Annotated in this window: 7 protein-coding genes; all 7 read left to right on the top strand. The window is 32.2% G+C overall.

The annotated features are described in order from the left end of the window. The 7 genes from B5E79_RS06010 to B5E79_RS05975 all read left to right on the top strand — a co-directional run bounded on the left by B5E79_RS06010 (position 1) and on the right by B5E79_RS05975 (position 13524). Positions 1–633, top strand: coding sequence for a hypothetical protein (locus tag B5E79_RS06010; RefSeq protein ID WP_158095475.1), 633 nt, complete (start codon positions 1–3; stop codon positions 631–633). Beyond that, positions 617–1342 carry a hypothetical protein gene (locus B5E79_RS06005; protein WP_087297334.1) on the top strand — a complete coding sequence of 242 codons (726 nt, stop codon included), beginning with the start codon at positions 617–619 and terminating at the stop codon, positions 1340–1342. The genes B5E79_RS06010 and B5E79_RS06005 overlap by 17 nt, the downstream gene beginning before the upstream one ends. After that, a complete protein-coding gene (locus B5E79_RS06000; RefSeq protein ID WP_087297333.1) occupies positions 1332–2060 on the top strand; it encodes an LPD28 domain-containing protein in 729 nt (242 codons plus the stop codon). Before B5E79_RS06005 ends, B5E79_RS06000 begins: the two co-directional genes overlap by 11 nt. Before the next feature lie 348 nt (positions 2061–2408). After that, the gene (locus B5E79_RS05995) at positions 2409–3986 is read left to right on the top strand and encodes a serine/threonine-protein kinase (RefSeq protein WP_158095474.1); all 1578 of its coding nucleotides are present in this window, start codon (positions 2409–2411) and stop codon (positions 3984–3986) included. Positions 3987–4281: 295 nt separating this feature from the next. Then, positions 4282–4920, top strand: a complete 639-nt coding sequence (locus tag B5E79_RS05990) for an AlbA family DNA-binding domain-containing protein (RefSeq protein ID WP_087297331.1) — start codon at positions 4282–4284, stop codon at positions 4918–4920. Positions 4921–5059: 139 nt separating this feature from the next. After that, the gene (locus tag B5E79_RS05985; protein WP_087297351.1) at positions 5060–5248 is read left to right on the top strand and encodes a DUF2992 family protein; all 189 of its coding nucleotides are present in this window, start codon (positions 5060–5062) and stop codon (positions 5246–5248) included. Positions 5249–5343: 95 nt separating this feature from the next. Next, positions 5344–13524: a DEAD/DEAH box helicase family protein gene (locus B5E79_RS05975; RefSeq protein WP_241147457.1), complete on the top strand. Its 8181-nt coding sequence runs from the start codon at positions 5344–5346 to the stop codon at positions 13522–13524. Positions 13525–13568: the final 44 nt, after the last annotated feature.

The raw sequence follows: 13568 nt of genomic DNA, 5'->3' as shown, positions 1-13568 counted from the left end.
ATGATTTTTAAAACCAGAGTGGAACATCTCGAAAATGTCCTCAATGAAATAGGAAATTCAAATCTATACGAATATCCACATGTTGATTTTGTTCTTGTCAAGGAAATCAATGGAAAAGATTACTATACAGCTGGTATTTCAAATGAAATCAATCCAGATGAATCTTTTCTATTTCGCCCAAAAGCTAGAGCTAAATCAATTCCCATTCAAAACCTTCGCTATGAAAAGCAAGAATACAAAAAATTGTTCAAAGAATGTATTGAAGGTTATGTTCTCCAGCAAATGCAGAAGGGTTATAAGATTATCTATATGTCCATTGACTTTCATATTGAATTATGGGGATTTATAGACAATTATTATCACAGCATTGATATTTTTGATGATGGTCTCATTTATTATATGTCTTTCTGTTATGGAATTGGTCTTACTTCTACTTTTTTATCCCACTATAGCTGTGGATATTTTCCAGATTTCATTCATGATTTTTTAGGTGAAGTCACATTTGAATCATCTAAGGAGCTAGTCAAAACTATGATAGAAAGTAACAATCGTATGATAACTTCCCTAGAACTCAGAAATGAACTATGCTACAAGATTCTTGACGGGAGAACAGAAAATGAAGAAAGTAGTTAAAGATTTCATCAATAACTCTTATCAAATATTAAGGGATAAGGAAGAATTTGATATGGTCATCAGTCAAGTATTATCATTTAAAAACGGAGATGGTACAACTGGATTTCAGGCAATAGCTGTATCTCAAAGTAATCTTGATGAAATAAGATGCATTCGTGAAAATATTCAAGGAAAATCAGAATATATGAAAATTCTTGAATGGGACTATAACATAGAGGACTATCTATTGGATGATCTTGAAAATGGGTTTGAGATAGAATATATGACAATAGATGAGCATTGTGGCATCTGGTACACCATCGATAACTGGCGTGACGACATTTTTCATATGGAAGGACTCCAGAAATATTTGTCTTACTGCCAACAACATGAAATCACTTCACAAGTCATTTCATTATATAGTTCAGAACATATAGATATTTCTGATCTTTATCAGGAGGCAAATGGACCATATAAAATTATTGCCGAAACAAGTATTGGGAGTAGAACGATTGTTCTAGGACATAGCTCTATCTCTCCATCACCTTATGTGACATGGGATACTACGCCTAACAGAAAACATGGATATTATGCTGGACACTATTTTTCAAGTTACACAGATGCTTTCAAGGATTATAAAGAGCGATGTCAGGTCATCATGAGCAAACATCTTGAATTTGAAAGAAATAAAACAAAGCCAATCAAAGGAACAAAGAAATATGAGCGATGAAAATTCATTCAAGATGATATTACAGAATGATGATAAGAAAGTATATATCGACCTTTCAAAAGGATATAATTATGTTTCTAATTCTCTAAACAAGTTAGGATATTATCCTTATGATGTTAAATTTGCTCATGTAAGATTCAAATTTACACATCAAAGTAACGAAAATTTAAAATATCTAGCTCAGATTGTTGATAAAGATGATTACATCATGGACGTATTTAGAGCTTATCAATACCTTAAACATGAAAAAGGATTTGATAAACATTTAAGTGTGTTAATAAAAACACAACAGGTTCATTCAATCAAGGATATACTGCTTCAAGGAAATCTATATCAGCTCTATAACAATAATAAAAACAATAATATACCCAACCCACAAAAGCTAAAACTAGAAGATATAAGATTTCAGGAAATAACAATTTTCAATAAACCAGCTTTATTCACACCTTATCGAATTGATAGTAAATCACTTCTAAAAGGAGTATACAAATATGAATGTCAGCATGATGATAATCAGGACGGGATAATTACAATGATAGGAAAATGTATTCATGTCAATTTCTGGGGAACTATATTGACTACAAAGAAGATAGGATTACATCATGGTTATAGAAATGTAGATGAAATTAAAGATATGTTATTTGCAGATGCTAGAAGTATCTCACTCCATGATTATCTTAAGAAATATCCTATTGTGAAATCTAATCATTCTCGTTAATTTATCTTGTAAACAAAATTTCTTCATGAGATAATTTAATTAAATAAATTGGAATTATGCGATATGGAAAAATTCAAGTTAATTGTTCTTGCTTCACAAACTAATGAGCCTTTATAGGTGGATGAAATGTAATAAGAAATCTGTTATTTTAGTAATATTACATATGCAATGATTGAACCTACAATAAAAAATGATAGCATTACTTTGGAATAGGTAGTTCATGTTAGCATTGCAAAAAGGTTAGTGTTTGTTGTGTAACTGTACAATAGTTTTATAAAGGACGATAAAATGGACTTTACATAGAGTATAATTGTCGTTTATTAAGTTTGAAATATTGAGGTGAAGACATTGATTATTACAATTGGATCAAAGGTGAAAGATGGAGAAGGAAATATTTATACACTAACAGAAGAATTAGGTCATGGTGGTTTTGGATGTGTATATAAAGCAGTATGTGATGTTGATAAAACAGTGTACGCAGTGAAAACTTTATTGCATTCTTTTGGTGATGAAGCTACAGCTAATTCTTTTAAAAATGAAATAAAACTCTCATCAGAAGTAAGTGGAGAACATGTAATACATTACCTTTATGCACATAATGGTGATGAATATCCTGAATTACCTCCTTATATCATTATGGAGTATGCAGATGGCGGAACACTAGCAGACCAGATTGATAAGCGAAAAAAAACGAATAATCCATATTCAACAGTGGAACTGAGAAATCTATTTCTTCAACTTGTTGATGGAATGAAGTCAATTAATAAAAAATTAGTTCATAGAGATATAAAACCAGAGAATATACTTATTTGTAATGGAATATGCAAGATTACTGATTTTGGACTTGCAAAAGTAGCTTCAGAATCTACTAGAACTATGTCTTTTAAGGGATATGGTACATTGAAATATATTGCTCCTGAAGCTTGGAAATCAGAAAAAAACACTATTCAAATGGATATTTACTCTATGGGCATAGTTTTTTATGAATTAGCTTTATTAGATTATCCATATGATATTGCTTCTAATGATGTGGATGCATATAGAAGTGCACATATGTTTTCTAGAATAAAAAGAACGAGTGAGTTAAAAAATATTTTAGGAGCAGATGTAGCATCTATAATTTTAGCTATGTTAGAAAAACCGATACAGAAGAGACTAAAATCATGGGAAGAGATTGAAGGACAATTAGGAAAACCCTCTCTTGAAGTAGTTGGTGATTTAGGGAATATTGTGAGTTTAGCAATCGGCAAGAAAATTGAGGCTGATACAAGAAAACAACAGCAAATTGAGGAGGAAAATCGTAAAAGAAAAGAACAAGAAGATTACGTTAATTTAGTGAGAAATCAATTTGAATCAGTTATAGTAGATTTTTTTGAGCGATTTGTTGATGAATATAATAATCATTTGGCCGGAAATGATAAGTGTAGATTCGAATCAGACATGCAAGATTTTGAATTAATGGAACTATTTTCATACCACCTAACCATCCCTTCTGTTACAGATATTAAAGTTAAATGTAAAGTAATTCTGCCTAATTCGTTTACTCGTGTGGTTGATGTAGATAGAGCATATGGTCTTTTGGATATGGATGATGTTGGATATGGTAGTTATGAAGTGGCATATACCCCACAGTACAAAAATAGAAATATTATGGGATGGGTTGAAATTGTAAATACAAATGGTTTAGGGTTTAACCTTTGGTTGGTACAAACAGATGAAATATATGGTGATTGGTATATTTTAAGAAATAAGAATAATGCAATATATCTAACACAATATAAACCAAAACAAGAACCTTTTGCATTTAAAATTGATGAGCTTGATAAGGCGTTGAGAGGAATTAATGCTACTAGCCTTTATTCTTCTAATGTAGAACTATTTGATGAACAGAAACTGATGGGACTAGTTGCTCAACTTATTAGCTGATTTTATGGTGAATTGGAATAAAAGAAAAATGTGCGAGTGGTTAGTGATAGTTTCTTTGTTATCTTTTGTGTAGAAGAAAAGTCTTTATATTTCAGTTTGTTTATTTAGTTAATATTTACAAAAGTAAATTTAGTGATTATATTTTTGTATATGAAGAGTTTAAATTAGTATACAGCTTCATAGAAAAATGCGAAACTTCATTGATGTTCATAAATTGATGAATTTAACAAGGATATTCTTGCACTAATAGTGGTAGAAAGTCCTGTTGGCTACAGGAGGAAAGGATGTAATAAAGGTGAAGATTGTTACTAAGGATAACATAAATTCGATATTACTAGCTGGTGAAAGTAATACAGTAGAATTTAAAGCGATGACGAGAGGTGCAATCAAATTTTTGCCTCGAGTTATTAGTGCCTTTGCTAATACCAAAGGTGGAGTCATAATTTTGGGTTATGATGAAAAAAATCAATCAGTAATTGGCACTTCCATGGATGAATTTGAAATAATAAAGAGAGTTATTTCGACAAATCATCTTGAAGATGTTTGTAATGCTTATATTGTTCAGTATGAGGAAAAAGCGTTAATTGTTATCCAAGTCGAAAAATCAAAGTCAATAGTTATTGCAGGTGGTGGAGCCTATATAAGAGAAGATGATACCAATATTTCTGTTTTGACAAGTAAGGACGTGTTGTCACGAATTAAGTCCACAATTGTAAGTTCTGAGACCACACCATCAGCAGAAGTTCTTGAGCGATTAGAAGAGAAAGTGGGACAGATATATGATGAAATGATTCATTCTCAAAAAGTACATGAAGAAGAACTAAAAGTGCAAAAAGAAGAAAATGCTAAAGAAAAAAAGATTCAAAATATAAATAATTGGTTTTTCTGCATATTAAGTGCTGTTATAGGTTATGTATTAGGAAAACTTTTCTAACAAACCCAAATTGATTATACGCAACTGCTGGCTGACAAATTGCTATATTCACTTAGTATAAATATAATCAAGATAGTACGTATAATATAGCCAGAATAGAGAATGAAACATTTTCAATGAAAATAGTAGATAAAATACTATTGTTAAGAAAAAGGGAAGGAATTTCTTAAGAAGAATTGGAACTAAATCTCAACAGACTTTAAAATTACAACAAGAACAAAATAAAAAAGTTCGTAAGATTCAAAGCCATAAACAAAAAAGGATTGATAATGAACGTAAGTTTGAATTGAAACAGCAAAAGAGAAAAAGAAAACATAAGGGACATTAGTTTCTTATGTTTTCTTTTAAAATGATTTGAATATGAGAGATTTCAAAAAAAATTGAGATCTCTTTTTTGTTTTAGAAAGAAAAGGAGGTGCAAAAGTGAATAAGTTTGATATGATCAATGATTTATTAGCTGAAACAACAAAGATGGTTGTAAAAGATGAGAAATCATGGTTGTCCTTTTTAGATACATCGTCTTATATGTTTAAATACGATTTTGCTGATCAGCTTTTAATTTATGCTCAAAAGCCAGATGCGAAAGCATGTGCAACATTTGATTATTGGAATAATCGAATGAAAAGATGGATTAAAAAAGGAGCTAAAGGTATAGCATTAATAGATGATTCAAAAAAATACTCTAGTTTGAGATATGTCTTTGATATTGCAGATACAAGAAGTCCACAACACCAAAATCTAAAGCTATGGGCAATTAACGAATCAATGTATGATGCTGTTATTGAATCATTGTCGAATAGTTATGGCATTTTAAAAAATAAGCAAGATTTAGGAAGTGCATATTTATCATTGGCTCATATGTTTGTCAAAGATAACGGTGATGATTATTTAGAACAGATCATAAAATATAATCAAAATAGTTCTTTTGAGAATATGGAAGTATTTGAAATTAAAAAAGTATTTATAAAGATTCTTGAAAACTCCATAGCATACTGTCTGATGAGAAGAAGTGATATTGACCCGATATTTTATTTTGAAAAGGGGGATTTCGACGCTATATCTTTATTTGATACATTTGATGTTATTGGTGTTTTAGGAACTGCCAATAAGGATTTAACGGATGTGGCATTAAGTGAAATCGGTCGAGTGGTACGAAAATTGATACAATCAGAAAATCGTACATTTGTACAGTCTAAAGAAATAAGTCAAAATATAGATGATGGTGATAATGAAGGGAGTGTTATATATGAAGGAAGTCATATACAATCAAGTAGGGGATTATCAGTTTCCAAATCTCAAGATAGGGAACGAGGAAAATCCATTAGGGAAATACGCAATGCTGAGAATGAATTATCTCAAAACCAACCAACCGGCACATCTGTTCGCCTTGAGGGCAAGCAATACATTGAACAAACATCTCAAGGAAGTCGAGGAACAAGCACAGGCAAAGATGGAAAAAATGATGGAACAGATGTTAGTGAAACATCCAGCACCGAACAAAGAAACTTATCAGATGGAATGGGTACAGCATATGAACAATCTAAAGGTACAAGTCGAGGAAATCATTCTCAAGGAGATAATCTACAATTAGACTTAGGATTAGGTGGTGAAGAAGAAAATACTTTACCACCTTTTGATTTGCAGGATTTACCTGCATTATTACGTGAAGATGTTTCACTTCAACATTCTCGTGAAGAAATTCAGCAGTTCTTTATGGAACATACCGATGATAATGAACGTACTCAATATCTTGCAGAATGTTATGATGATACTTTAGTGGAAACTTTCAGACATCCAGAAAGAAATGATTTTTCTTATATTGGCTATAAGAAAGATGGTAATGGACTTAATGTATGGGCTGGGAGCTGGCAAAACAAAAAATCCAAATCTCATTTATCTTTCTTTCAGCTTCAATTGGAAGTCGCAAAACTGATTGAAAATAACGAATATCTACTTTCTAAATGGGAAAGAATGTCATCTATTCAAGTAACTTATGAAAATGGAACAATGAATAGAAATGTAGATTATTACCTGTTTTCATATAAAAGTGAGTTCAAAAAAAGCTCTACTGAAATTATTGAATTTTTAAGCAATGAACAAGATCAACAAAAACGAATACACTTCATAAAAGACTTTTATCCTGACGAGATTGTAGAAATGGAAGTGGATGGTGTCATTCTTGGATTCAAGAAAGAGAATGAGCATCTGCATATCTACATGGGACCGCATGATAATCAGAAAGCATCTAGCGATTACAGTTGGTCACTTGTAGAAAATGAAATAGATGGCATGATTCTATCACGCTATTTTGATCCTAGTATTCAGATTCCAACTGTTGAAGAACAGCAAACAGCCATATATGAAAATGAAGAACAATTAAAAAATGGCATTTATTTTTCTCAAGAAGAAATTGATCGTGTCCTTGTTTGTGGCAGTGGCTTCGTAGATGGAAAATACAGAATCTATCAGCAAATGCTCAAAAAACTGTCACTCAACGAAAATGCTCAATTTTTAAAAGAAGAATATGGAATTGGTGGTTTTGCTCCAGTAGTAGGACTGATTGATATAAATTACGACAGCAGAGGAATCACTTTTTCTAGAAGTCGACAGATAGGCAAGGAAGAAATCACGATAACACTCAACTGGAAGAAAATTGCGAAAAGGATCAATGAACTTGTTGTTGCCAATCGTTATCTTAGCAAGGATGAAATGGAACGCTATCCAGAGTTTCTCCATGAGCAGATGGAACAGCAGCTTGAATACGAACGTAAAAGGTTAAATCATGAGCCAACTGGTATGGTCGTGGAAAACAGTTCAGATGAGAATGTCAAGAAAGATTATCGTTGGAAAGTGGGAGATACCTTTTATAAAGGAATTGATGAATACACCATCATCGAAGATGGCAATCAGATTGCTATCCAAAGTGATGAATTTCCTTTATTTATTGATTACCTATCAAGAGAAGATTTCAAGAATCTCTTAAAAGAAAACCCACTCAATGATAAGTTACTTGTTGCAATCGAAGAAGATAATCTTGAAACTAACGAACAGCTTTTTGATGAATATATTCCTATATTTGTTAATAAGATACAGAAAAGTGAATATTATCCACAATTAAAAGAGCGTGATACGGATGAACATGAAGCAGAACTATTTATTCGTGAAGCAATGATTGATATTATGACTTCAATCAATATCACAGATCCTGATATCTATGATTTATATACAACTGATTCAACTTTTAGAGAGCAGATGATTAATGAACTTTTAGATAGGATATATAATGATATATCGTTTTCTAAACCAAATATGAAAAAACAAATGAAGTTATATGATGCTTTTCGTCAGCTTGATTCTGAATTTTTAAGTTTAAATTCACCATTTTTGACATTGAAGACAAAAAACGAAAATGACTATCCCTTGTCATTGAGTTATGATCGTGATGAAGGCATTTTTGATATGTATCATTTCTATGAAACGAATGGTATAGAAATCATGAATCATCATATGAGATTTTCAATTGATCAAAATGATAAAACTGTTAAACCGGTTTATTATTATAATCAAGATATGAATATTGAATGGGACTCAACATCTGACATAGCTATTGAAGATATGATAGAATATGCTCTTAGATGGCTTCAAAATATTCGTGATAAAGGATATTATCTCGCATATAAGCGTTTATATGTAAACGATGAAAAAGATAATCTTTATTCTATTGAATTTGATGAAAATGGAAAAATCACTTATACAGATATTCCTCAAGCATATATTGATAATTATGGTGAAGCCATTGTTGAAAATGAATCTAATGATAAAACTATCATTTCAACTGAACGTATTAATTATCAGATAAAAGATGAACATTTAGGGGCAGGTACACCAAAAGAAAGATACAGAAACAATGTAGCAGCTATTAAGTTGCTTTTTTCTTTGGAGAAAGAAAATCGTCTTGCGACATCACAAGAACAGGAAATACTTGCTAAATATGTTGGCTGGGGTGGACTTTCGGATGCTTTTGATGAATCTAAATCCTCATGGTCAAAGGAATATGAGGAACTTAAAAATCTTTTAAATGATGGTGAATATGCGATGGCAAGAGAATCAACATTATCTTCATTTTATACTTCTCCCATTGTGATTGAGGGTATATATAAGGTACTAGAGAAGATGGGATTTCATTATGGGAATATTCTAGAACCATCATGTGGTATAGGTCGTTTTTTTGGCATGATTCCTAATCATATGAAAGAGTCTAGACTTTATGGGATTGAATTGGATTCAATTACGGGTAGAATTGCTAAACAGCTGTATCAAAATGCCAATATTGCAGTTGAGGGTTATGAAAAATCCAAACTTCCAGATAGCTTTTTTGATGTTGCTATAGGGAATGTTCCTTTTGGACAGTTTAAGGTCGTAGATAAGCAATATGATAAATTAAATTTTAACATTCATGATTATTTCTTTGCAAAAACAATTGATAAAATAAGACCGGGAGGTCTGATTGCATTTGTGACATCACGTTATACAATGGATAAGAAAAATAGCACTGCTCGAAAATATATCAATGAAAGATGTGAATTGATAGGTGCTATCCGTTTACCGAATAACGCATTCGATGATACAAAAGCGGTCAGTGACATTATCTTTTTAAAGAAAAGGGATAGACCTGTTGTTTGTGATGATATATGGGTTTCTACTGGTTTTGATGAGTATGGTAACATCATGAATCAATATTTTATTGACCATCCTGAAATGATACTTGGAACAGTTGAAAAGACAAGAAGCATGTATGGTCGAGAAGATTTGACAGTTATCCCATATGAAGATATTTCTTTAAAAGACGCTATTAATAATGCAACAGACAATATTCATGGCAATATTGATGAATATGTCATAGAAGATGATATAGCAGAAGATGAAGTCATTGAAAGTATTCCAGCAGATCCAAATATTAGAAATTTCAGCTATACAGTCGTTGATGGTGAAATCTATTATCGTATCAATAGCATGATGAACAAAGTTGATGTTTCATCAACTGCAAAGAATAGAATTATAGGTTTAATCGCTATTAGAGAGTCTGTGAGACGTTTAATTGAATTTCAGAGTCAAGATTACTCGGAGGAAGAAATTAAGGCTGAGCAGCTTTATTTAAACGAAATCTATGATAGCTTTACATCAAAGCATGGACTTATCAATAGTCGTGCAAATAGTCTTGCATTCCGAGATGATAGTTCATTTTATTTGTTGTGTTCGCTTGAAAATATTAATGAAGATGGAACTCTCAAAAGCAAGGCTGATATGTTTACAAAACGTACCATTAGAAAGAAAGTAGATGTTACCCATGTTGATACTGCAAACGAAGCGTTGATGGTATCACTTGGAGAAAAAGGAAAAGTTGACCTTGAGTATATGAGTGAACTATGTAATCATTCCATTGATGATATGATTGATGAACTTGATGGTGTAATCTACAAAGTACCTAACGTTTTAAATAGTGATACTAAAGCTGAATATATCACGGCTGATGAATATTTAAGTGGGAATGTACGTGAAAAATTGGAAATTGCACGATTATCTGTTGCAATTGATTCAACATATCATAAACACGTTCAAGCACTGGAAAAAGTTTTACCAAAGGATTTAAGTGCAAGTGAAATTGAGGTTAGGCTCGGAGCTACATGGATACCTGAAGATATTTATACACAGTTTGTGCATGAACTTCTAGGTACATCTGCATATTATCGTGACTATATCAATGTCACCTATTCCAATGTAACAGGGGCATGGAATATCAATGGTAAAAGTTATGATAAAAACAATGTCAAAGCAGACAAGACTTATGGAACACATCGAGTGAGTGGCTATAAACTGATTGAGGATTGTTTGAATTTAAAATCAACAAAGATATTTGATTATGAATACGATGATGATGGTAAAAAAATTGCCGTTCTTAATAAAAAAGAAACAATGATTGCTCAACAGAAACAAGACTCTATCAAGGAAGCGTTTGTGGAATGGGTATGGAAGGATATGGAAAGACGAGATAGACTGACGAAAATCTATAACACAAATTTCAACAGTATTCGACCTCGTGAATATGATGGCAGTCATCTCACTTTTCCAAACATGAACCCTATGATAGAATTGAGAAAACATCAAAAAGATGCCATTGCTCATATTCTTTATGGTCATAATGTTCTTCTTGCACACGTAGTTGGTGCAGGAAAAACATATGAAATGGTGGCTGCCTGTATGGAACTCAAACGACTTGGGTTGTCCAATAAATCTATGTTCGTTGTTCCCAACCATCTTGTTGAACAGTGGGGAAGTGAATTTCTGCAATTATATCCAAGTGCCAATATATTAGTCACAACAAAACGAGATTTTGAAAAAAGAAATCGTAAAAAGCTGTTTTCACGTATTGCAACAGGTGATTATGATGCGGTCATCGTCGGTCATTCACAGTTTGAAAAGATACCGATGTCTATTGAAAGGCAGATACAGACGATTGAAAATCAGATAGAGGAAATCACTCGTGGCATTCAGGATTTAAAGGCGAATAATGGAGAAAGATTTACTATCAAGCAGATGGAAAGGACAAAGAAATCATTAAAAGCTAAAATAGAAAAACTGAATAATCGGGACAGAAAAGACGATTTGATTACCTTTGAAGAATTGGGTGTTGATCGTCTTTTTGTTGATGAAGCTCATTATTATAAAAATCTTTTTCTTTTTACAAAAATGAAAAATGTATCAGGATTGGCTCAAACTGAAGCACAGAAATCTTCTGACTTATTTATGAAGTGTCGTTATTTAGATGAAATCACTGGTGGAAAGGGAATTGTCTTTGCAACCGGAACGCCTATAAGTAATTCAATGACTGAAATGTATACAATGCAAAGATACCTGCAATATGGAACTCTTGTCAAACACAATTTACAGCATTTTGATAGTTGGGCAAGTACATTTGGTGAAACAGTTTCAGCCATTGAACTTGCACCAGAGGGAACGGGATATCGTATGAAAACAAGATTTGCGAAATTTTTTAACCTGCCTGAATTGATTAATATGTTCAAAGAAGTAGCCGATATAAAGACTGCAGATATGCTTAATCTTCCAGTACCTAAGGCTCATTATCATAATGTATCAGTCAAGCCTAGTGAAATCCAAAAAGAGATTGTTGAATCATTAGGGAAACGTGCTGAAAAGATAAGAGATGGTGCTGTTGACCCTAGCAAAGATAATATGCTGAAAATCACAAATGATGGAAGAAAACTGGCATTAGATCAGAGGCTTATCAATCCGTTACTGTCGGAATATGAAAATAGTAAAGTCAATGCATGTATTGATAATGTCTTAAAGATTTACCATGAAACTAAAAACCAAAGGTCAACACAATTGATTTTCTGTGATATGTCTACACCAAAGGCAAATGAGTTCAATATATATGATGAACTAAGAAAGAAACTCATTGAAAATGGTGTGCCTGATGATGAGATTGCCTATATTCATAACGCAAAAACCGATGCCAAAAAGAAGGAACTTTTTTCCAAAGTCAGACAAGGAAAAGTACGAATCTTGATTGGTTCAACAAGCAAGATGGGAGCAGGAACAAATGTTCAGGATAGGCTTGTTGCTAGTCATGATTTAGATTGCCCGTGGCGACCAAGTGATCTGGAGCAAAGAGCCGGTCGTATCATTCGTCAGGGAAATACAAACAGTGATGTGTATATTTATAGATATGTAACGGAAGGGACATTTGACGCTTATTTGTATCAGCTTGTTGAAAATAAACAGAAGTTTATTAGTCAGATTATGACAAGCAAATCTCCTGTTCGTTCTGCTGAAGATATCGACGAAGCTTCACTTAGTTATGCTGAGATAAAAGCATTAGCTAGTGGAAATCCTAAAGTCAAGGAAAAGATGGAACTAGATACGAAAGTGGCTAAGCTTAAACTGGCTAAAGCCAATTATCTTTCACAAAAATATGAGCTTGAAGATAGGATAGTAAAGTATTATCCTCAAAAAATCAAACTTATCGAAGAAAGAATTCATGGTTATAAAAAGGATATAGAATCAATTGTTCATCAAAATGAATTTGGTGAAATGACTGTTAAAGATATCACATTTCATGATAAAAAACAGGCAGGACAAGCCATCCTTTTAGCATGTCAGGAATTAAAATCTCAGGAGGAAATCATGATAGGGAACTATCGAGGATTTGAAATGTCGTTAAGATATGACTCGTTTCATAATGTTCATATTTTAACTTTAAAAAATCATTTGGGTCATCCTGTTGAATTAGGTGATGATGTCTATGGAAATATCACCCGTATTGATAATGTTATAGATTCCATTCCTAAAAAATTGGAAATAGAAAAAGCATTATATGATGAAACTTATCAGCAGTTTATGAATGCGAAGGAAGAAGTGGAGAAGCCTTTTGAAAAAAAAGACGAGCTACAAAGTTTAAGTAAAAGATTATCAAAATTGGATAAAGAGCTTGATATTGGAGGAAAAGATGATAAGGAATCTTTAGTTTTTGATGATGAAGTTCCAGAAGAAAAATATCGAACACCAATATCATTAGAAAGATAAAGTTGATAATATATTTTATCGGCTTTTTATAATTGGGAGGAAGA

It is taken from the genome of Massilimicrobiota sp. An134, from assembly GCF_002160815.1.
Lineage (GTDB): Bacteria > Bacillota_I > Bacilli_A > Erysipelotrichales > Coprobacillaceae > Allocoprobacillus > Allocoprobacillus merdigallinarum.
Note: the sequence above shows the minus strand (reverse complement) of the source record. Positions and strands in the feature narration are given on the sequence as shown.